Annotated in this window: 23 protein-coding genes and 1 tRNA gene; 16 read left to right on the forward strand and 8 right to left on the reverse strand. The window is 55.7% G+C overall.

What is annotated here, in order from left to right:
- Nucleotides 1-50 precede the first annotated feature (50 nt).
- The gene (locus E1297_RS36445; protein ID WP_155146853.1) at nt 51-917 is read right to left on the reverse strand and encodes a branched-chain amino acid aminotransferase; all 867 of its coding nucleotides are present in this window, start codon (nt 915-917) and stop codon (nt 51-53) included.
- A gap of 158 nt (nt 918-1075) precedes the next feature.
- On the opposite strand from E1297_RS36445, the gene E1297_RS36450 reads away from it, so the two are divergent.
- Genes E1297_RS36450 through dxs form a run of 6 tightly spaced genes read left to right on the forward strand, consistent with a single transcriptional unit; the run spans nt 1076 to nt 6303 of the window.
- The gene (locus tag E1297_RS36450) at nt 1076-1588 is read left to right on the forward strand and encodes a MarR family winged helix-turn-helix transcriptional regulator (protein ID WP_155146855.1); all 513 of its coding nucleotides are present in this window, start codon (nt 1076-1078) and stop codon (nt 1586-1588) included.
- Nucleotides 1585-2286, forward strand: coding sequence for a response regulator (locus E1297_RS36455; protein WP_155146856.1), 702 nt, complete (start codon nt 1585-1587; stop codon nt 2284-2286). The genes E1297_RS36450 and E1297_RS36455 overlap by 4 nt, the downstream gene beginning before the upstream one ends.
- Nucleotides 2287-2325: 39 nt before the next feature.
- The gene (locus E1297_RS36460) at nt 2326-3252 is read left to right on the forward strand and encodes a histone deacetylase family protein (RefSeq protein ID WP_155146858.1); all 927 of its coding nucleotides are present in this window, start codon (nt 2326-2328) and stop codon (nt 3250-3252) included.
- Complete coding sequence (locus tag E1297_RS36465) at nt 3249-3491, forward strand: exodeoxyribonuclease VII small subunit (protein ID WP_155146860.1); 243 nt, start codon at nt 3249-3251, stop codon at nt 3489-3491. The genes E1297_RS36460 and E1297_RS36465 overlap by 4 nt, the downstream gene beginning before the upstream one ends.
- Entirely contained in the window at nt 3492-4358 is an 867-nt protein-coding gene (locus E1297_RS36470; protein WP_155146862.1) for a polyprenyl synthetase family protein, read from the forward strand.
- A 16-nt stretch (nt 4359-4374) separates the two neighbouring features.
- Entirely contained in the window at nt 4375-6303 is a 1929-nt protein-coding gene (gene dxs, locus E1297_RS36475; protein ID WP_155146864.1) for a 1-deoxy-D-xylulose-5-phosphate synthase, read from the forward strand.
- A 54-nt stretch (nt 6304-6357) separates the two neighbouring features.
- Here the strand turns inward: dxs and E1297_RS36480 are convergent.
- The 3 genes from E1297_RS36480 to E1297_RS36490 form a co-directional block, all read right to left on the reverse strand.
- Nucleotides 6358-6433 (reverse strand) — tRNA-Thr (locus E1297_RS36480).
- A 377-nt stretch (nt 6434-6810) separates the two neighbouring features.
- On the reverse strand, nt 6811-7104 hold the full coding sequence (locus E1297_RS36485; protein ID WP_170336510.1) for a glycine zipper domain-containing protein: 294 nt from the start codon (nt 7102-7104) through the stop codon (nt 6811-6813).
- A 149-nt stretch (nt 7105-7253) separates the two neighbouring features.
- Nucleotides 7254-8261 (reverse strand): AraC family transcriptional regulator, encoded by a 1008-nt coding sequence (locus E1297_RS36490; RefSeq protein WP_155146868.1) that lies wholly within the window; start codon nt 8259-8261, stop codon nt 7254-7256.
- Between the two features lie 394 nt (nt 8262-8655).
- Here E1297_RS36490 and E1297_RS36495 point away from each other — a divergent pair, with 394 nt between their 5' ends.
- Both E1297_RS36495 and E1297_RS36500 read left to right on the forward strand, forming a co-directional pair.
- Nucleotides 8656-9036 carry a hypothetical protein gene (locus E1297_RS36495; protein WP_155146870.1) on the forward strand — a complete coding sequence of 127 codons (381 nt, stop codon included), beginning with the start codon at nt 8656-8658 and terminating at the stop codon, nt 9034-9036.
- Nucleotides 9033-10250, forward strand: coding sequence for an HlyD family secretion protein (locus E1297_RS36500; RefSeq protein WP_155146872.1), 1218 nt, complete (start codon nt 9033-9035; stop codon nt 10248-10250). Before E1297_RS36495 ends, E1297_RS36500 begins: the two co-directional genes overlap by 4 nt.
- A gap of 311 nt (nt 10251-10561) precedes the next feature.
- Here the strand turns inward: E1297_RS36500 and E1297_RS36505 are convergent, their stop codons facing one another.
- Entirely contained in the window at nt 10562-11518 is a 957-nt protein-coding gene (locus E1297_RS36505; RefSeq protein ID WP_196223480.1) for a formylglycine-generating enzyme family protein, read from the reverse strand.
- A 928-nt stretch (nt 11519-12446) separates the two neighbouring features.
- On the opposite strand from E1297_RS36505, the gene E1297_RS36510 reads away from it, so the two are divergent.
- Complete coding sequence (locus tag E1297_RS36510) at nt 12447-13406, forward strand: DNA cytosine methyltransferase (RefSeq protein WP_155146876.1); 960 nt, start codon at nt 12447-12449, stop codon at nt 13404-13406.
- Nucleotides 13407-13561: 155 nt separating this feature from the next.
- On the opposite strand, the gene E1297_RS36515 is transcribed toward E1297_RS36510, so the two are convergent.
- Entirely contained in the window at nt 13562-14257 is a 696-nt protein-coding gene (locus E1297_RS36515) for an HNH endonuclease (protein ID WP_155146878.1), read from the reverse strand.
- A 288-nt stretch (nt 14258-14545) separates the two neighbouring features.
- Between E1297_RS36515 and E1297_RS51395 the strand changes: the two genes are divergently transcribed.
- Nucleotides 14546-14752: a hypothetical protein gene (locus tag E1297_RS51395; protein ID WP_155146880.1), complete on the forward strand. Its 207-nt coding sequence runs from the start codon at nt 14546-14548 to the stop codon at nt 14750-14752.
- Between the two features lie 69 nt (nt 14753-14821).
- Here the strand turns inward: E1297_RS51395 and E1297_RS36525 are convergent, their stop codons facing one another.
- Together E1297_RS36525 and E1297_RS36530 are read right to left on the reverse strand one after the other, a co-directional pair.
- Nucleotides 14822-15154 carry a hypothetical protein gene (locus tag E1297_RS36525; RefSeq protein ID WP_155146882.1) on the reverse strand — a complete coding sequence of 111 codons (333 nt, stop codon included), beginning with the start codon at nt 15152-15154 and terminating at the stop codon, nt 14822-14824.
- A gap of 144 nt (nt 15155-15298) precedes the next feature.
- Nucleotides 15299-16180, reverse strand: coding sequence for a plasmid recombination protein (locus E1297_RS36530; RefSeq protein ID WP_196223481.1), 882 nt, complete (start codon nt 16178-16180; stop codon nt 15299-15301).
- Here E1297_RS36530 and E1297_RS36535 point away from each other — a divergent pair.
- From E1297_RS36535 to E1297_RS36560, 6 genes are all read left to right on the forward strand, one after another.
- A complete protein-coding gene (locus E1297_RS36535) occupies nt 16180-16533 on the forward strand; it encodes a hypothetical protein (protein WP_155146885.1) in 354 nt (117 codons plus the stop codon). The two genes, E1297_RS36530 and E1297_RS36535, sit on opposite strands and share 1 nt — an antisense overlap.
- Before the next feature lie 486 nt (nt 16534-17019).
- The gene (locus tag E1297_RS36540; protein ID WP_155146887.1) at nt 17020-17538 is read left to right on the forward strand and encodes a hypothetical protein; all 519 of its coding nucleotides are present in this window, start codon (nt 17020-17022) and stop codon (nt 17536-17538) included.
- A complete protein-coding gene (locus E1297_RS36545) occupies nt 17523-17807 on the forward strand; it encodes a hypothetical protein (protein ID WP_155146889.1) in 285 nt (94 codons plus the stop codon). The genes E1297_RS36540 and E1297_RS36545 overlap by 16 nt, the downstream gene beginning before the upstream one ends.
- A gap of 112 nt (nt 17808-17919) precedes the next feature.
- Entirely contained in the window at nt 17920-18330 is a 411-nt protein-coding gene (locus tag E1297_RS36550) for a hypothetical protein (RefSeq protein WP_155146891.1), read from the forward strand.
- A gap of 157 nt (nt 18331-18487) precedes the next feature.
- Nucleotides 18488-18625: a hypothetical protein gene (locus E1297_RS36555; protein ID WP_155146893.1), complete on the forward strand. Its 138-nt coding sequence runs from the start codon at nt 18488-18490 to the stop codon at nt 18623-18625.
- A 2-nt stretch (nt 18626-18627) separates the two neighbouring features.
- On the forward strand, nt 18628-20266 hold a 1639-nt coding region (locus E1297_RS36560), incomplete at its 3' end, for a recombinase family protein (RefSeq protein WP_155146895.1).

Raw genomic sequence — 20266 nt, forward strand, 5'->3', positions numbered from 1 at the left:
AACAAAAAACCCCCGCATAAGCGAGGGTTTCAAGAATTCTTATCGTGAGATCAGGAGCGAACCAGCTTTTCGTAGTCTTCCGCAATCTCACGCGTCAGATCGCCTACTTCAAATGTGTAGTCACCGATCTGACCAACAGGCGTGACTTCGGCCGCAGTTCCGGTCAGCCAGCACTGTTCGAAATCAGACATCTCTTCGGGCATGATGTGACGCTCATGTACGGTGATGCCTTTGTCTTTCAGCATCTGGATGACCGTCTGCCGGGTAATCCCGTTCAGGAAGCAATCTGCCAGCGGCGTGTGAACCTCACCATCCTTGACGAAGAATACATTTGCGCCGGTCGCCTCGGCCACATAGCCGCGATAGTCCATGAACAGCGCATCCGAGCAACCTTTGGCCTCGGCCTTGTGCTTTGAAATGGTGCAGATCATGTAAAGCCCCGCCGCCTTGGCGTGAACCGGGATGGTTTCCGGGCTGGGGCGTTTCCATTCTGCGATATCCAGCTTGGCACCCTGCATCTTGGCATCACCGTAATACGCGCCCCATGGCCAGACCGCGATGGCCATGCGCACAGGGTTCTTGGCCGATGCAACGCCCATGTCTTCGCCGGAACCACGCCAGACCAGGGCCCGTACATAGGCATCCTGCAGGCCGCTTGCCTTCAGCGCCTCTTCCTTTGCCGCTTCGATTTCATCAACCGAATAGGGCATCGGCATATCCAGTGCCTCGGCCGAGGCGATCAGGCGCTCGGAATGTTCCCGGCTTTTGAAAATCTTGCCGTTATAGGCCCGCTCACCTTCAAAAACCGAAGAGGCATAGTGCATCGCGTGGGACAGAATATGCACATTGGCCTCGCGCCAAGGCACCAGTTCGCCATCCAACCAGATGACACCATCACGATCGTCATACCCCGCCATGCGAAACCTCCTGAACCGGGCTGAATTTTCGATTGTTGCGCTATTTAAGACCGAAGCGGACATAATGTTGCGCAAAAACTGCGATTCGATACCTGTACGCACTTGGAATGTCAATAACGCTGACATAAAGTCAGCCTGAGTAACGAATGAGGCATGATATGTCCGAAATCCGCCCCGCGCCTGTCTTTGGCGGAGAAAGCCTGTTGTTTCTGACCGATGAGCAGTTGCGGCAGGGAATCGAGGCGATGTTCTTTGCTTATCGAGGGTTTACCGCAGATCCGGATCGAATTCTGACCCAGATGGCCTATGGGCGCGCCCATCACCGGGCCATCCATTTTATCAACCGCGCCCCCGGAACAACGGTAAACAACCTGTTAGCTATCCTTGGCGTGACGAAACAATCTCTAAATAGGGTACTGAGAACCCTGATTGACGATGGTCTGGTCGAAAGTCGCGTCGGGACCGTAGACAAGCGGGAACGCCATTTGTTTCTGACGGAGAAAGGCAAGGCATTGGAATCCAAGCTATCGGATGCACAGCGCGCCCGGATGCGCGCCGCCTACAAGGATGCAGGCCCCGAGGCCGTGGCAGGATTTCGCAAAGTGCTTGAAGCGATGATGGATGCTGATATGCGTCGTGCATATACGAAACTGCGGGATACAACCTCATGAGCGATATGGACGCCCATCTGCTGATCGTCGACGATGACGAGCGTATTCGCGATCTGCTCAAGAAGTTTTTGATGCGTAATGGCTTTCTTGTGACCGCAGCCCGCGATGCCGCCCATGCGCGCCGGGTTCTGTCTGGTTTGGATTTCGACCTGATCGTTTTGGATGTGATGATGCCCGGCGAGGATGGGGTCAGTTTGACCCGTGCCCTGCGGGAAACACATACAACACCGATCCTGTTGCTGACCGCGCGTGGTGAAACCGAACATCGGATTGCAGGTCTTGAGGCTGGCGCGGATGACTATTTGGCCAAGCCGTTCGAACCCAAGGAACTGTTGCTGCGCATAAATGCGATCCTGCGCAGGATGCCGGAAACGCCTGCTCAGGATGCAGTGTCGAAAATTCTGCATCTGGGACCGATACGCTATGACATCGAACGTGGTGAGATGTGGCAGGGTGAGGATCCGGTGCGTCTGACCGCCACTGAAAGCCAGTTGATGAAGATCTTTTCCGGCCAGCCCGGCGAGCCGATCAGCCGTGCCAAACTGGTTGAGGATCTGGGCCGCGACAAAGGTCAGGCCCAGGAACGCGCCGTGGACGTTCAGATCACACGCCTGCGCCGCAAGATCGAGCAGGATCCAAAACAGCCGCGTTATCTGCAGACCGTGCGCGGTGCCGGCTACATGCTGGCCCCCGACTAATTCGCAGCTTCGGCCACAACAAGAAAACAGGAAAACAGTATGAAAACCGCCCTGATCACTCATGCTGATTGCCTCGGCCACGTCACGCCGCAGGGACATCCCGAACGCGTGGAGCGGCTGGAACACATCCTTCATGCGCTCGAGCCGCTGGATCTGCAACGGGTTACTGCGCCGCTCGCGGCAGATGATGATCTGTTGCGCATTCACCCTGAAAGCCACATTCGGGATATCCGCGGCAACCGACCCAACGATGGATTCAAGCAGATTGACGGAGACACGTTTATGTCGCCAGGGTCAGTCGATGCCGCCTATCGCGCAGTCGGGGCGGTTGTTCGGGCGGTCGATCTGGTTCTGGGAGGTGAAGCCTCAAACGCATTCTGCGCCATCCGCCCACCCGGACATCACGCAGAACGCGAAACCGCCATGGGATTCTGCCTGTTCGGAAATGCCGCACTGGCTGCAAAGCACGCACTGGATCATCACGGACTAAAACGCGTGGCTGTGGTCGATTTCGATGTACACCACGGTAATGGGACACAGGATCTGCTGTGGGACGAACCACGTGCACTGGTGATCACCAGCCAACAGATGCCACTTTGGCCCGGTTCGGGGCGACCCGACGAGACCGGTGCTTATGACACCGTATTGAACATTCCACTTGCACCCGGAACTGGCGGGGCCGAGATGCGCGCAGCCTACGAGACGCAGGCATTCCCGCGTTTGCGCGCCTTCAAACCAGAGCTGATCATCATTTCAGCGGGTTTCGATGCTCATCAGGACGATCCGCTGGCCAATCTGAATTGGTCGACCGGAGATTTCGCGTGGGTCACCGCCGAGTTGTGCAAGATCGCCGAAGAAATCTGCGATGGTCGTATCGTCTCGACTCTTGAAGGTGGTTATGATCTGAACGCACTGGCCGAGGCGACACGCGCCCATGTGCAGGAACTGATGAAGGCAGCCCCATGACAGATACTCCCGTAGATCAGATGACGTTCGAACAGGCGATGAAAGAGCTTGAAGCCGTTGTTGGCCAGCTGGAGCGTGGTGATGTGGCTTTGGATCAGTCCATCGCGCTTTATGAACGTGGCGCCGCGCTGAAAAAGCGCTGCGAGGACGAGCTGAAGCGGGCCGAAGAAAAGGTGGCCGCCATCACGCTGGACGCCAATGGTCAGCCGACCGGGACGACACCTGTCGAAGGGCTCTGAATGTTTCGCGAAATTCTTGCGCAGGATGCAGACCGCATTCAGACGCAGTTCGATCTGGTTCTCGGCGTACTGGACGATCTCGATGTAACCCGCGCGATGGCCTATGCCACGCAGGGCGGCAAACGCCTCCGCGGTTTTCTGGTTCTAGAAAGCGCCCGTCTGCATGGGATTGATGAATCACACGCGATCTGGCCTGCGACGGGTATTGAGGCGCTACACGCGTATTCTCTAGTACATGACGACTTGCCGTGCATGGACGACGATGACTTGCGGCGCGGACGTCCGACGGTTCACGTTAAATGGAACGATGGCATTGCCGTTCTGGCTGGCGATGCGCTGCAGACCCTTGCATTTGAACTCTGTGCACGAGCGGAAACAGGAAGTGCTGAAGTGCGCGCCGAATTGGCTCTGACCCTGGCCAAGGCGAGCGGGGCACAAGGTATGGTGCTGGGGCAAGCGCTGGACATTGCCGCTGAAACAGCCCCTGATCCTCTGACGCTGGAGGAAATCACGCGACTGCAGGCAGGAAAGACCGGGGCCCTGATCGAGTGGTCCGCCTGCGCCGGATCCCGGTTGGCACAGGCCGATCCTGCGCCATTGCGCCGATATGCCCAAGCATTGGGGCTTGCCTTTCAGATCGCCGATGACATCCTTGATGTAGAGGGCGATGCCAAGAAAGCCGGAAAACGCCTGCAAAAGGATGCCGATGCAGGCAAGGCAACCTTTGTTTCGCTGTTGGGACTGGACGCAGCCAAGACCCGTGCAACCGATCTGATTGATCAGGCCTGCGCGGCATTGGATGGTTACGGACCCAAAGCCGAAACCTTGAAGGAAGCCGCACGCTTCGTTATTGCCCGGGACAGCTAAGCCAGGAACGCGCCAAATGTCTGACCGCCCGAATACGCCCCTGCTGGACCTTGTGAACCGCCCGGCGGATCTCAAGCAGTTCTCGGATGCGCAGCTGCACCAACTGGCCAGCGAATTGCGGGCCGAGACGATTTCGGCAGTATCTGTTACAGGTGGACATCTGGGCGCAGGTCTGGGTGTTGTAGAGCTGACAACTGCGCTGCACGCTGTTTTTGACACACCCCGGGACAAGATCATCTGGGACGTAGGCCACCAGTGCTACCCGCATAAAATCCTGACCGAACGGCGCGACCGGATTCGAACGCTGCGCCAAAAGGACGGGTTAAGCGGTTTCACCAAACGCAGCGAAAGCCCCTATGACCCGTTTGGCGCGGCACATAGTTCTACTTCGATCAGCGCAGCGCTTGGATTTGCCGTCGCGCGCGATCTTGGTGGTGTCACCCCCGAAGGGCTGGGTGATGCAATTGCGGTGATTGGCGACGGATCGCTGTCTGCGGGCATGGCATTTGAGGCCATGAACAATGCCGGCCATTTGAAAAAGCGCCTGATCGTCATTCTGAACGACAATGAGATGAGCATCGCTCCACCGGTTGGGGCACTATCGAACTATCTGTCCCGCATCTATGCCGAAGAGCCGTTCCACGACCTGAAGGCTGCGGCCAAAGGTGCCGTGTCCTTGTTGCCTGAACCATTCCGCGAGGGTGCAAAACGCGCCAAGGAAATGCTGAAGGGTATGGCAGTCGGCGGAACCCTGTTTGAAGAACTGGGCTTCTCATACCTCGGTCCGATCGACGGGCACGACCTGGATCAGCTTCTGCCCGTCCTGCGTACGGTCAAAGCACGGGCAACCGGTCCAATCTTGATCCATGTGCTAACGAAAAAAGGCAAAGGCTACGCTCCGGCAGAGCAGGCACGCGATAAAGGCCATGCAACAGCAAAATTCGATGTTGTTACCGGCAAGCAGAAAAAGACCCCTTCGAATGCGCCCTCCTACACGTCGGTTTTTGGAAAAACGCTGGTTGAAGAAGCCGCACGGGACGACAAAATCGTCGCTGTCACCGCTGCCATGCCGGATGGCACCGGACTGAACCTGTTTGCGGAACGCTACCCGTCACGTTGCTTTGATGTGGCAATTGCCGAACAGCATGGGGTTACCTTCTCAGCTGCATTAGCTGCCGGAGGAATGAAGCCGTTCTGCGCGATGTATTCCACGTTCCTGCAGCGCGGGTACGACCAGGTCGTGCATGACGTGGCCATTCAGCGCCTGCCCGTTCGATTTGCCATCGATCGTGCGGGATTGGTCGGAGCAGATGGCGCTACCCACGCGGGATCGTTTGACATCGCATACCTTGCGAATTTGCCGGGCATGGTTGTCATGGCCGCAGCAGATGAAGCCGAGCTGATGCATATGGTGGCCACGGCGGCCGCACATAACGATGGCCCCATCGCATTCCGTTATCCGCGTGGTGAGGGTGTTGGAGTGGATCTGCCTGAACGAGGTGAGGTTCTTGAAATCGGCAAGGGTCGCTTGATTCAATCCGGTTCTCGCGTTGCCCTGCTGTCCTTCGGCACGCGTCTGGCTGAGGTCCAGTCAGCGGCTGAAATGCTATCGGCCAAGGGCATAACGCCAACAATCGCAGATGCCCGGTTCGCCAAACCATTGGATCGCGAATTGATCCTTGAACTGGCTGAGAACCACGAAGCCCTTATCACCATTGAAGAAGGTGCTGTGGGAGGCTTTGGCAGTCATGTCGCACAGTTGTTGGCGGAAGAGGGCGTCTTTGATCACGGCCTGAAATACCGCTCAATGGTATTGCCGGATATCTTCATCGACCAATCCAGCCCGGCAGATATGTACGCTGTTGCAGGCATGAACGCTGAGCAGATCGAGGCCAAAGTCCTATCGACTCTTGGCGTTGCATCCATTGGCGAAAAGCGTGCGTAAAAACGGGATTGCAGTGGACCAGACCAGCGATCTTGGCTGCTTGTCTGTCAAATATGGTGCCTCAAGAGGGACTCGAACCCCCGACCTTGTCCTTACGAAGGACCTGCTCTACCAGCTGAGCTATTGAGGCAATAACAGCAGCAGTGTTTAGACATTCGCCAGTTGTCCCGCAAGTCTGAAATCTCGTGGATTGATGGATGGCTGTTACGTCCAAACAGACTCAGCTCACATGCGGCAAGCAAGGTGCATAACACCAATCTCGCCATCGGGGATAGAGTGCCGGAAATTTAGACAGCGACTTTTGGATACTCTTGGTGTTCTTTGCCCAAAACAAAATTGCCACCCGGTCCCATCGGACCTGGGTGGCAACCTATCAGAAACTGTGCGAGTTCTGTGTGGGGTGGTCAGTCAGGCTGCATCTGGATGCTAACAGCGCGGACCTCATACTGACCATCTAAGTGTGTTCGGCTGTGTTTCCTCCTTTTTCTGTAGTGCCCCAGGCACAGCTCAGTCTTCATTCCAGTGCTTGTGGTCTTCTTTGAAATCGTCGCGACGTTCTTGTGCTTCGTCCTGCGCGTCTTCGAAATTGTCCTTCTGGATCGCACCGCCCACGGCACCGACTGCGGCGCCAGCGGCAGCGCCGCCCACGATGCTTTCGCCAGCAATACCGGCGACCGTTGCGCCGACAACTGCGCCTTTGATGGCTTTATCGGTGACGTAATCAGCGTGAGCTGTGGCCGCCATGGTGATCAGAAGCGCGCCTGAGATCGGGGCGATAAAGAATTTCTTCGAGGTCTTCATTGGGTTCATCCTTGTTCTGGGTCAGCAACCACCTCGGCTGCTGTGTGCCATTGAACTAGGTGACCCGATGGCCAGCTTTCTTTTGGAGACGGGACAAGGTTTTGTGGATCTTGGACATCCTTCGGCCCCGCGCGCTGCAGGGTTCAAGCTTAGCGGCCAGTTCTACGGAACCTGGCAGGCGTTTCACCTGTCCATCGCTTGAACGCCACCGAAAAGGCGGCCTGATCCGCAAATCCAAGCATGAAGGCAACACGAGCCACACCCTCTCCACTACGAAGCATCCGTTTGGACAGGTCACACAGCACACCTTCCAAGAGTGCTTTATAGCTAGTTCCTTCGGCCGACAGGTGCCGGGTCATGGTGCGTCGCGTCAGGCCCAGCTCTGCGGCTATATCGTCGCCGTTAGGTATCGGTCCGGGAAGACGCTCTCCAAGCATATCCACAATTCGGTCGGACAGGCTTCGGACCGCATCGGGCTGAGCCTTCAGTTGCTCTTCGCCATGCCGACGCAAGTGCCCCAGCAAAGTTGGGTCTGCGGTCGGGATCCGAAAGCTCATGCCATTTGTGGGTAAGCCCAACGCGTATCCGGCTTTGAACCCTACGACTTCGCATCCCGCCAATTCAGAGAGCTTTTTGCAATGCTCGCTGTCGTCCGTTTCCAACTCGATTGAGATCGGAGCAAGCCCGCCCGAGGTGATCTGCTGAACGCGCTTATAAAGACCAAATATCAGCATTTCGCGATGGCGAGGATATTGATGTGCCGGGATCACATTGCTTTCTAGCGTAATCTTGGGCTCATCGGGCGCTCCTACGACGTCCAGACGCAGGTCGGGGTCTTGCATAGCATAAAAGCGCTGTGTCAATGCCAGCGCATCTTCGACCGTTTCAGCTGCCCGTACAATGTACGCCAAAAGCGTTCCCGGGCCTTGCGCAGAAAGCCCTACCCGCGCAGCAAAGGTTTTGTCTTCGAGAACACGGCACACAGTTTCAACGGTGCCCGCTTCATGCAGCAGTTCGACAGTGGCATCCGGGCCGTCGACGACATCTGAAGGTGCACCTGCCATTTCCAGAATTTCTGTAAACGGAATGCGTGCGCCGGGTTCTTGCGCATAGCGCAGCCCAACACTTTGCAATCTGTAAGCGCTGATGCGTGGCACTTTTGCATCCTCCCCTGACTGGCACGCAACCCCTTGCAGTCACTGCAATTGTCCAGAAGCCAACAACAAATGTCCAGAACCCTAAGGATCGGAGGCGCGACGACGGTTAGGTCCGGGTCATCAGAAAGGACAAGGCAATGATCTACTTCGCAAGGTACTACCGCGTTTTCAAAACAATCCACGACTGCGCCAGACAGGAATGGTCCGGCGGCAACGTTCAAGGCCTGCGGGCTTCGACGCTTGGCGAGAAAACACCGAACGGGCGTCGCTGGGATCCCCCCTACGCTCCAGCGGAACAGCCTTCAGAACCATCACAACAACCTACCGGGAACTGACGTTTCCTAAATCCAAAATCAACTTCCGCAGCGCGACTGCGAACAAAAGGACCTGAATCATGAAACCACCCGCGTTCCTGATGGCGCCCATAATCGGCGTCATCTCAACTCCTGCCCTCGCCGCTGGCGGCGACCCCAGATGGTGGGTCTCACCCAATCAAACCGACACCTATGCCTGGGTTGGCCTGATCGTTCTCTTCCTGGCGATCCTACTGGTCGTACACCTTTATGCGCGCTTTGAGCGCTACACCGAGCGCAAATCAATCGGCACTCCGCTGCGCACAACTGTTCCGGTAATGCTTACCATAGCCTTGGCGTACGAATTGATGCCCGCACTCAGCCACTTCAGCATTCTGTTACCAGGCGCGTTGATCCTGACCGCGATCGCCCGCGACTTCATGTTGTGGTGGCGTCCTTCGAAAGAGGAATTGGTAAAATGATTGAGCTGCTCGTCACATCTTTTCCGTTTGTCCTGCGCGTGATCTACCTGAAATGGCGTGGGCTGCCGGTCACCCTCTACAATGTTCACCGGGCGCTCTTCATGTGGTTCGTCCTGGCCCTGATCGTGTTCTTTGCCGTGTTCTACTATTACCCCAAATCCTACACCGGCCTTGTGCCCTTCAGAACCGTTCCGGTCGTCGCCGAGAATGGCGGAACTGTCACAGATATCTATGTAAAGGGCGGTGATCACGTCGCACCGGGCGATCCGTTGTTTGCCGTCGAGAACGCGTCTGAACAGGCCGCTGTAGATTTTGCGACACGCAAAGTTGAGGAGATCGAAAGCGCAAAACTCGCAGCTGAGTTGCAAGTTCAGACTGCGCAAGCCGTGCTGGATGCCGCAACTACTGCCAGAGAGCAGGCCGAGCTGGTGCTTATGGATCACAAGTCGCTTCAAGCAAAGGGCTCTGCAGCATTTCAGGTGAGTCAGCTGGAGCGCGCGCAGGCAACCTTGAGCACACGGGAAGCAGAGGTTGAGGCTGCCGAAACGCAACTTGGTGTAGCGCAAGTCCAGGCGACTGCTGTTCTTCCTGCTCAACTTGCATCGGCGCGCGCGTCGTTGAAGCAAGCTCAAGTGGAGCTGTCAAAAACTCTGACGCTCAGCTCGGTCGATGGTGTAGTTGAACAAGTCACCCTGAATGTCGGATCGCGCGCAGCACAAGCCGCAATGAGCCCCGCTATGCTGATCGTACCCGACCGGAAAGATGCCGAGCGGGGACGTATCGTTGCTGGCTTCTCTCAGGTCTCCCGTACCGAATTGTACGAAGGAATGGCAGCAGAGGTGGCGTGTGAAAGCAACTTCAACATCTCAATGCGCAACACCGTTCTTCCGGCCAGGATTGTACGCATTCAAGACTCGATTTCCTCCGGTCAGCTTGCGCCCAGCGGTCGCCTGATCGAGCCCAGTGAAAAGGCAAAGCGGGGACAGATCGTTGTACATCTTGACCTTGTACACCCAGAGCACCGCGATCTTTTGGTGCCAGGTAGTGGTTGCATCGTCCAATCCTACACCACCAATTTCGAGGGTGACATGGAAGGAACAATTGTCGCTCACGGGATCCAGGCAATGGGCATCATCAAGGCGGTCGGTCTGCGGGTCAAAGCCTGGTTTGGTCTGACCTCGGGTATCGGCCTGATCGGTGGTGGGCACGCTTAGTCGTATAAACAGCCTCTCTCCTAAAGATGCGCGGCTTCCAACGAACGTTGGGAGCCGTTTCAGCATAAGGCCGGCAGGAAACTCTGATAAATATCGTATACTATTGGAACTCCGCCACAATTTTCAGCTTTGATCTCAAGAGTCGTTACGCTGCAATAGCAGTCCTTCTCAGGAGCCTGCAGAATATACACAGACCTGAGTGACGACTTCGGCTACGCACCTACCATCTTCTGCCTGGTTCTGATCGTCATGAATTTACGATAAGGGCATTACAAGTAACTAGGTATTGGGTAGCTATGACAAGGCGTCGATTATTCCTTTTGCTCTTCAAATGACAGTTCTCTCAAAACGCGAAAGCCAGCTACAGACGACCTGTTTTTGGGATCAGGACCCGCGCGGGCGCCCAATCTCGAGTAGTCCATACCTGCCGGATAAGCGCCGCCCTTCGCCACACGCCGTTCACAAAATGGGTTGAGCGCGTGTTTAAGATGCTCACTGGACGTTCGCCAACCTTCATGCCGCTCGGTCCAACACGACAATGTCCGTTCGACAACATTCCCCGACATGTGTCGCAAACCCCACCCATTTGCCGCATCCATTTCGTCAACGGGCACTGGCTTGCCTCGTGATATGAGGTCCGGACGTTTTTCGTTCAGCATGATCTCTGTCGCGCTGCCCAGAAAATTCACCTGATCTGTCGTGACTTCCTCACCTTGCGCAAAGGGTGTTTGAGTCCCAGCCCGTGCCGCATATTCCCACTCTGCCTCGGTTGGTAAGCGATATACATCTGCTCCAACCTTTTTGTTCAGCCATTCGGTGTAGGTCAGTGCATCCTCGTACGAAACGGTTATCACAGGGTGTTTGCCCCTGATTATTGCTCTCGGTGCATTTTCTTGAAGTACATAATCTTGGGGGATGTAACCACCACATCCACCATCTTGAACGCAAGCCATCCACTGATCGTAGGTGACTTCATTCTGCCCCATAGCTACCGGGATATTGATCTCTACCCGATGTAAGGGACCCTCATGATATGCAATATATGGATCTTCGGGAGTGACGTAGCGAATCTCGCCTTCCCCCCAATGCACATTCTCCCGCGACTCACCCGGCGGACCTCCCATAGTGAATTCACCCAGCGGGAGAACAATCATTTCAGGACAAACATCGCACTCCTGAAACATCTCGAGATCGGTAACTTCGGAGCCATCCTCAAGTAAGTACTGCGCCTTCACGGTTACGGCTAAAGCACACAGAACGCCTGACAAGACTAAACACTTTGATACCAATAGTCCTGAACCCATCGCCTACATATGAGGTACTAAAATCAATTCCGCGCTGAACTTCGTCCAAGCGCCGTGGTGTCGCAACTAAAATATGAGACTTGGTCGCAATTGTGACGGCATTTGCTTCACTTATTGAGCTTGCCGATTTTCGTATTTTGCTGGGTTGTATATTGTGGTGTGGAAGGTTTTTTTGAGATTATTCGACCTGCTTTCGGGAGTATGATTTGAACCTGTGCGCTTCAGGTTATGAGCCTGACGATGTGAAGACGTCAAGCAATTGATCCAGTGGATCAATTGTAGTCTGAACGTGCTGCATTGAGATTTTCTGACGCTGGTTGCGGGAGCTTGATACCACCGAGAGCTGACTGACATTCCGCCGATAACGCGCCTTTGGCTCATTGTCCTATGGTGGCAAAAATTAGGCTTAACTCAAAGAGGTTGGCTAACGAGAGCTTGCCCCAGCGTTTTGAAGCGCCAGATACAATTCACCAAGGGATTTCACTCCCCTCAGACTACACGCCAACCTGCAATTCAATCAAGCGTCCTGCCGCGACTAAATCGCTCGCGATCGTTCCTGACTCATCGGCCCCAGCTCCGAGCTGACCCTTTTTGTGAAGTCAGTTCTGTGCTGGCCCCAAACAGAAAGAAAACGATCCCGATGCTTAATAACTTTGGTCTTTCAAACTCACTTGTGAATTCTTCTGGCGGCCTTCGAGGCTACACTGGAAGGGATTGATTTCCCTTTGGTTGGACACCCTTTTGGGTCGAACTTACGACAGATAAAGCCAAAATAATCATGACTTCTACCTACAATTAAAATGAGAACAGGAAGTGAACACGGTTTCTGGCTGACAACTTCGGCCGCTTATACTACACAAGGAAATGAGATGACTGGAAGGAACGCAACAATATGTTGACCTCTTTGGAACTTTGTGCCGGTGCAGGCGGACAGGCCTTGGGGCTTGAGATGGCCGACTTTGGTCACGAAGCACTCGTGGAGATCGACTCTCACTGCTGCGAGACGCTCAGGCACAACCGAAAGCAATGGAACGTTTTGGAAGAAGACCTCCGGGTTTTCAAAGAACGCGCATCCGACTTCGAAGGTGTTGATCTTGTCGCCGGCGGCCTTCCCTGCCCGCCATTCTCGGTTGCTGGCAAGCAGCTGGGCGAAAAAGATGAGCGCAACCTGTTCCCTGATGCGCTCGATATTATCAAAGATGTCCGTCCTAAAGCGGTCATGATTGAGAACGTCCGAGGCTTCTTGGATGCTGTTTTCCAAGACTATCGAGAAGGCCTAAAGATACAGCTAAACAAGTTGGGTTATACCACCGATTGGCGCCTTCTAAGCGCGTCGCAATTCGGCGTTCCTCAACTTCGCCCTCGAGTCGTGATCGTGGCGATCAAGAGAGAGTTCGCAGACACCTTCGTATGGCCAGATGGACAGCATGGGAACGCACCGACAGTAGGTAAGGCGCTTTACGACATGATGGCATCTCAAGGCTGGTCAGGTGCAGAGGATTGGCGTGATCAGGCCGACAAAATTGCGCCAACGATCGTGGGCGGCTCCAAGAAACACGGCGGCCCAGATTTAGGGCCAACACGAGCCAAACGTGCCTGGGAAGCTCTCGGCGTCAATGGAAAGACGATTGCAGAGGCCCCCCCTGAAAGGGACTTTGTTGGAATGCCTCGTTTAACAGTGCCTATGGTTGCACGTGTCCAAGGATTCCCCGACGACTGGCATTTTGTTGGACGAAAGACCCACGCTTATCGACAAGTTGGTAACGCGTTCCCTCCACCGGTAGCCCGTGCCGTTGCAGAACGCATGAATGTTGCTCTGAGCAAGCGCCGACTGGTTGCAATGGCATCATAGGTTTTTTGTCATTTGTCCTGAGAATATGGTCGCCTCCCCCAAAAGCAGAGATTACAGACGCAGTCTGAACAAACACTGGAATTGACCTGCCAATTCGAAGAGAAGCGGCCAGTAGGAGATCGGCGCTTGCCGCCAAAAGGCAAGCGCCGATCATATCAGATTTGCGTCAAGAGTTCAGATTTGACCTTTTCCTTTTGGGACGTCGGCAATTGCTGATACTCAATCCAGAGATTCTCGGCCTTAGAGAACTGACGGCGCTCCGCCACCATCCACTTCAATAGTTCTTTTTTGTCTGCGCGAGGGAGTTGGCGAATATTCCGCTCCAACAGTCCAACATCCACGGGGCTGCCGGTCAAATTTTTTGCTTGCTCATTGCACAAATGGCATTCAGGCCGAAGGTTTTCCAAATCATCGCCGCCACCCCTTTCACGCGCAATAATGTGGCCAACAGTGCCGCGGGCAACAACGTTCGGAGCGTGTGGGTAAGGACTACCAAACTCGATACCACACACATAACAACGGCTGCCGTCACGCTCAAAAACAAGACGGCGAGTTTTTGCGTTCAAGCCTTGTTCCGGCCACTTAAACCCATCTTCCCAAACGTGCTCGCCAATCTTTTCCAACTTGAGCTCATTCGGCTTCAACTCGCCCAAGTCCTTATAGGAGCGAATTACCCAACCGACTTTACGCAAGTCACGCATGCGCCGATCAAGCTGAGTGACCTTGGGGATTTGTTCCCGCAAGGTCGAGACATCAAAGTTCTCACCTTCCCCCACCTCATTGGCAAGGTAATAAGCTACACGCTTTGCGGCACCGAGGTTTTCGTTCTTCCAAATCACGTCGTCCGACATCGGATCTTCCTATATAGTTTCCAAACGATAGATAATGCGCCGAACAACGCCGGTCAAGTGCCGAATGCTGCCGATCAGGTGCCGGACACTGCCTTTAGATCTCGGCCGACGATAATAAACACGCGTGCAACATCGCGACGGGCCTTTCTTTTCTGAGCTTCCACGCGGACTTCTCACCCCAAAAGGGTGTCGGTGAAATCGGTTTTTTTTACAACGCCTTGGCCGGTCACTGTCCTTTCCTTTCTTCTGCGCTTTTGATTGCAGTGCATCAAATTAGAAAGGCCTCCCATGCCACGATACATAACGCTCCGTCCCGATCTTTATGAACAGTTACGGCAAGAAGCCTCCCTTCAGAACCGAACGATCCAATCGCAGGCTTTGCACTGGCTGAGCATCGGCAGGGCGATTGAGTCATCTGGTCTCTACACTCACGCAGACCTGTCAGCTTTGCTTGAGCGCTTCGACACAGAGACCGGGCCTGAGGAGCCGACATAGTCTCTCAATACGTATAGGTGCGCGGCATGAGCCGCGCCCTTTTTGTTTGTGACGGTTGCAGCAAGCGCGTCATGCTTCGGGGTTTGGCTCCGGCTTTTGTTTCACCTTCGGTTTCGCCTTTCTTGCCTCACGCAGCTTCTCGACCTCAGGGTCGATGCCGTCGGGACGCAGTGGGTGACGTCGCATCTTCTTCGCGTCGCCAGCTTTGGCTACAGCTTCAATCAGGACAAACACTTTGCGGACGAAGGCTTCGTCCTCGTTTGCGGCTTTCAGGAATGCGGGCAGCGTGGCAGCAAAAGCCTCAAGGATTTTTGCTGTATCTTCAGCTTGGGTTTTGCCGATGTCTGCAATGACGCCAAGGGCGCGCAACTGCGTCGAAGAGAAGCTTGTCGGTAGGTCCATGGGAATTCCCTCTTTTTGACCATGTGAGTTTAGGGAGCGATCGCTCCCGACGAATGCTGACACAGCGCAATGCCGCATTCGACAATCAGCAGGTAGGATCGTTGGCGTTCGGAGAGAAAAAGTTTGAGAGAGGTTTTACTCCCCTCAAGTTTCCGAGCGGTCTTTGGGGTCTGACTTGGTCCACTTGTGAACCGCGCGCTTGAGCGCGGTGATGCGCCCCACCAGTGATTCCCGCGCTTTGACGACATTCTGCCTTGCCGCATCCGGCAACACAGAAGCCGCTTCTACAATCGCATCATCAGCCGCTTTGATCTCGTCAAATTGCGTCTGCACTTCACCCAAGGCTTCCTGCCTGGCATCTTTGCGGGCTTTGGCGCGTAGAGTAGCAAAGGCCTTTCCAAACAGGCTCGCGGCGGCGGACTTCCCATCCGGCTGCGCCACCTCCGCAAGCACTTTGGGATCCCCTTCGGCAACAGCCTTTGCGGTCTTGGTCACGGTCGCGGCTTGTTTCTCGCGTTTGCCAACCCTGGCTTCACGGTCTGCCAACTGTCGTTCTTTCTCTTCCCGCCATTGGCGCGGGCTAACGTGCTCTACATGCTCCGGAAGTTCCGCTGGTTCCACAGTTTTGTTGCCCTCCACTCCCTGTTCAGCACGGTGCTTCTGCACCGCCTCGCGCAACACCTGTTTTCGCCGCTCACCGCGTTTCAGTCCCAGTTCTGCAAACCACTCCCCGACACTGTCCTGTGCCTTCTCATAGTTTTTGATCAGCGGATGCACAGACGGCTGCAACGCTTTGCGCCCGTCTTTGGTGATACCGCGCGGCATGACAATTGCGTGGATGTGATACGTGGTTTCATCGAGATCCGCACGGGCGTGGATCACATCCTCACCAAAACTGTCTTTGACCCATGCCACAGCTATCTGCTCAAAGCGGTCTTCGCGGCAGTCACCGAACAGATCATCCATATTGCCTTGATCAAACGAGGCAAACCAATCCTGATGCGCTGTGATGATGACCTCACGCAATGGCCCATGCCGCGTCCCCCCCATGGGTCTTTGGGGCCCTCCACAACCCGCTTGGCAAGCTCGGCCTTGCGCCGCCGTTTCTTGAGCCCTTCAAGCTCCTTGGCAAAATTCTCCACACGCATTTCTTCGATCTCTTTGAGCGCACGCTGCGCCCAATCCTCATCCCCGATCAGGCGTCGATTGAGACCCGATCGAATCTCATCCACGTGACCAAGATCACCGCCTTTTCGCGTGCGATGCCGCTCATAGCCGACCAAATCAGCCGGAAAGAGCCCTTTCATCCGCAACACCACTGGATGTCTTTTGTCGGCCTTCTTGATGTCTTCGCCCATGATGTCGCCCTCTCTTCTTGAGGACGGGAAGTGGGTCCCTGGTCGCAAACTTGTGCATCAAAGGTTTGATGCTCCAACTTGAACGAAGCGCTGCTTGGCTGCGCAGGGAAAGTTACTCACTAATCAGCCCGCGCAGTTTCCGTTGGAAACCGCGCGGGCTGGCGTTCGTCGGGGCGCTGCCCCGAACCCCGTGTTGCCGCAGGCCACCTACGCGGCGGGCGGCAAAGGAACGTTCGCCAAGCTCCTTTGCAAACCATCGGCGTCTCCGGACAGGCTCAGGGGGTATTCCGCATACCGCCCCAAGACCCCGTGCTCTTGAGGAAGGTCCTTGCGCCGACCTTCCCCAAAACCCCTTCCAGCGCTGGCCACGTTGAGGCTGCATGCCGGTGTGTGCCACCGGTGTAGGACGCCCGTTCTCAGCTGCGCAGACCTTGTGTCGCGCATCTGAGAACGGGGTCCGGCCCCGATCAGAAGAAGACGTGATGATTGTTCCAATTGGAGATCCCAATGACCGATACTCTATCCACCAGCATCGCGCTTCCAAGGGTGTGGCAAAACAGCTTGCAAACAGGCGACGTTGTCGCTTTTCGCTTTCCTCATGAGACTGACGGCTCAAACGATCCAAAGGTCCGTCCTGCGCTCGTGCTCGACGTTGAAGAGACTGAAGTCGGTCGCTTCGCATCTCTCGCTTACGGCACATCTAATCCCCGATCCCGCAAAGCCGCCTGCTGCGTCGATGTGCGCTCCGAGACGGATCGCGCGTCTGCTGCACTTCATCGTCCAACCCGCTTCAATGCTGCACGGCGTGTCCTCGTATCGCTCGACCATCCCGGCTTTGAGCTGTGCTCGAAGATCGGCACTCCGGTGCTCGGGCGCCTGACCGGGCCGGCCAGTGATCGCATGCAGCGCGTGCGTGCGCGCATTCACGCGGAACGAGACATCCGGCGTGATTTTCTCGGGCGTCAGCGGCGCAATGCGGGCGGCCTTCGCCCTATCACTGTGGAGCGGCGGTGTTTCAGGCACTGACACTGGCATCCAGCGCGCACAACGCGCTGGAACAAGTTCTGCTGCCCTTGATGGCAGTTGCGGAGGGTGGAGGACCACCCGCAGATGCCCGTGTCTCATCGCGACACACCTCTGGGAGGCCTCTCGATCAGATATTGCGCCGAGGTGCTCAGGATCTGCACGAGAAGATCGAGCCTCTGATGCAGTTGCGCTGTGCGCTTTTGACGCTCGGTCGTCTGCGCCGGTCTGAGCAAATCGCCCAGACCCTGCGCGGAGAAGACATGACTTGACTGCAAATCCCGGAGGCGCCGATGCGCCCGCCGCCTTCTTCCATATCGCCAGCGCTTGTCGACCCTCGGAGTGAGGTCGAGCAGGTGCAGGCCCCACCCAGAAAGAGACACAATGATCCCTGCTCCTACACATTTCCCGAACGACAACTCACACCGCGTCGCTCTATTCTTGCAGCCGACACCTCGAGATGACTTCGACCGGCTGGAAGAACTCACTGCAGACGGGCTGCAAGCCGCGTGCGTTGCGCTCGATGCTCTCACGTCCTTGCCGATGCAGTTTGATCGCTCTACCGCCGCAAGCCTTGCTGAACTTCAACAAGCTGTCGAGAAGCGCAGGCTGCTAAACGATCGCTTTGTCGACGCAGCAACCGAACTCTGCGCGCAACTTTCTGACGCAGAGCAATCGGGGCCTTGCGCAGAGATCACGAGCGGTTTGAGGCAAGCGATTTCGCTCTCTAATCGTGTACGTGATTTGCTCGCGGCCGAGCGGGATGTCGGCTGGCATCGTGGAATTCGCGGCTAAATCCCAAATTTCTTTTCTATGCAAATCAATGGCCTGACGGGCGTTTTCGTCAGGCCGGAAAGTTTCTTATCAAACCAGCTTGGCGGATTTTCAAAGAGTTCATCTTCTTCATCACAACCACCGGGAGGCCCGCTTCCCCCTGATGAGGACACCTCTCGTGTCGACCACGCCTGATACCACCGCCCGCTCCGCCGCTTCTGTTGAAGTTCTTATTGGACTTCTTGCCGAGCGCTTCATCGCGACGCTCACGGCCGCAAACGACAACCGCCCGCCTCAACCAAAACAGGAACAATAAACATGGCCCTTCTTGTCGCGCTGTATGCACGCTATTCATCCATCCTGCAGGATGCTTCTTCCATAAAAGACCAGATTCGCCTGTGCCAAGCGTATGCAGAGAGCCAAGGCTGGAAAGTGACGGCAATCTACAGCGACAAAGAGGCTTCTGGGCAGTCCGCGGCGCGTCCCGACTATCAACGCATGCTGCGTGATTCAAAGGCAGGCGCGTTCGACATTGTTCTCGCAGAGTCGATCGATCGCCTCAGCCGCCGAACAGCGGATATCACCGATCTACGTGACCAACTCGCCTTTCAGGGTCAGTTGCTCTACGCGGTCAATGTTGGTGAGATCACGCAGTTTCATGCGGCTATTCTTGGAGTAGTGGCGGAACAGTTTTCCAAAGATCTCGGCGCCAAGACTAAACGTGGTCAGGTCGGCTCAACACACCGCGGGCGCGTCGCGGCAGGCATAGCGTATGGCTATGATGTTTCGCCCGCCACAGACCAGAACCGCGTCATCAATGTAGAGAAGGCCGAGGTTGTTCGTCGTATCTTTGAAGATTTTGCAAACGGGTTGGCACCGGCAAAGATTGCGTCCTCGTTGAATGCCGAAGGTGTGTCCGGTCCTTCCGGTGGCCTCTGGCAATCATCGACGATCCGAGGGAATGCAAAACGCCAAACCGGCATTCTACGCAATCGCGCTTCCATCGGACAAGTCGTGTATGGCCAGATGAGGTTTCGCAAGGATCCGAAGACCGGCAAGCGAACTTCGATACCCGGGGACAATCCGCTCACTGTCGATGCCCCTGATCTGCGGATTGTTCCTCAGGGCCTTTGGGACGCCGTCGCGAACCGATTGAAGTCAATCTCGCGAGAGATGGATACGGATCCAGAGACTGGTTTAGCTCTCAACCGTTCTCACCGTAAGAAGTTCCTGCTCTCTGGGCTGCTCAAGTGCGGTTGCTGTAGAGGCAATATGGCAATCCAGGCCAAGGACCGCTACGGCTGCTCCAATCGCAAACGCACCGGTGCTTGCGACAACGCAACCACAATAACCCGACAGCAAGTCGAGGGCTGTGTGCTCGCAAGCCTCAAGTCAAAGCTGCTTGCACCGGAGAACCTGGAAGCCTTCATCACCCGAGTCAGCGGAGAGCTCAATGCACTGCAAAAGTCAGAAGGTGATGACCGGAAGGCATTGGAAAAAGCGATTGCAGCACTGGACTTGAAGATGGAGCGCATTCTGGACCAGATCAAAGACGGCGCTGGTCAAGTGGGTCTGTTGTTACCGCGACTGGAGCAACGTAGAACCGAACGTGAGGCCTTGGCCGCCAAGCTCGATGCCCTCAAGCATACAGCTGAGGAGCCGTTTGAGATGCCCGACCTGCCAGCGGCCTACGGCGCACTGGTTCGCTCGCTTGAAGACACTCTGCGGAACCCAGATGTCGTTCAGCGCGCCCATGAGGCTCTGTCAGGTATGATCGAGACGGCCGTCCTCACGCCTGATCATGAAGCACTAGACGGCTACGCGATCACCCTGCATGGAGATTGTGTTGGAATTTTAGGAGCTTATGGAAGTGTTCCAAAAGAAAAACTCCCGGGAGCTGTTTTGCGTGCCGGGAGTCAATTTTCAGTGGTTGCGGGAGCAGGATTTGAACCTGCGA

Source organism: Roseibium sp. RKSG952, from assembly GCF_009711355.1.

Bases quoted from the DNA above. Each gene is read 5' to 3' on its own strand.
- E1297_RS36540 (WP_155146887.1), top strand. From the start codon at position 17,020: ATGACCGATACTCTATCCACCAGCATCGCGCTTCCAAGGGTGTGGCAA.
- E1297_RS36510 (WP_155146876.1), top strand. From the start codon at position 12,447: ATGTTGACCTCTTTGGAACTTTGTGCCGGTGCAGGCGGACAGGCCTTG.
- E1297_RS36460 (WP_155146858.1), top strand. From the start codon at position 2,326: ATGAAAACCGCCCTGATCACTCATGCTGATTGCCTCGGCCACGTCACG.
- E1297_RS36485 (WP_170336510.1), bottom strand. From the start codon at position 7,104: ATGAAGACCTCGAAGAAATTCTTTATCGCCCCGATCTCAGGCGCGCTT.
- E1297_RS36445 (WP_155146853.1), bottom strand. From the start codon at position 917: ATGGCGGGGTATGACGATCGTGATGGTGTCATCTGGTTGGATGGCGAA.
- E1297_RS36525 (WP_155146882.1), bottom strand. From the start codon at position 15,154: ATGGACCTACCGACAAGCTTCTCTTCGACGCAGTTGCGCGCCCTTGGC.
- E1297_RS36550 (WP_155146891.1), top strand. From the start codon at position 17,920: ATGATCCCTGCTCCTACACATTTCCCGAACGACAACTCACACCGCGTC.
- E1297_RS36450 (WP_155146855.1), top strand. From the start codon at position 1,076: ATGTCCGAAATCCGCCCCGCGCCTGTCTTTGGCGGAGAAAGCCTGTTG.
- dxs (WP_155146864.1), top strand. From the start codon at position 4,375: ATGTCTGACCGCCCGAATACGCCCCTGCTGGACCTTGTGAACCGCCCG.
- E1297_RS36495 (WP_155146870.1), top strand. From the start codon at position 8,656: ATGAAACCACCCGCGTTCCTGATGGCGCCCATAATCGGCGTCATCTCA.
- E1297_RS36500 (WP_155146872.1), top strand. From the start codon at position 9,033: ATGATTGAGCTGCTCGTCACATCTTTTCCGTTTGTCCTGCGCGTGATC.
- E1297_RS36465 (WP_155146860.1), top strand. From the start codon at position 3,249: ATGACAGATACTCCCGTAGATCAGATGACGTTCGAACAGGCGATGAAA.
- E1297_RS51395 (WP_155146880.1), top strand. From the start codon at position 14,546: ATGCCACGATACATAACGCTCCGTCCCGATCTTTATGAACAGTTACGG.
- E1297_RS36470 (WP_155146862.1), top strand. From the start codon at position 3,492: ATGTTTCGCGAAATTCTTGCGCAGGATGCAGACCGCATTCAGACGCAG.
- E1297_RS36535 (WP_155146885.1), top strand. From the start codon at position 16,180: ATGGCCCATGCCGCGTCCCCCCCATGGGTCTTTGGGGCCCTCCACAAC.
- E1297_RS36455 (WP_155146856.1), top strand. From the start codon at position 1,585: ATGAGCGATATGGACGCCCATCTGCTGATCGTCGACGATGACGAGCGT.
- E1297_RS36515 (WP_155146878.1), bottom strand. From the start codon at position 14,257: ATGTCGGACGACGTGATTTGGAAGAACGAAAACCTCGGTGCCGCAAAG.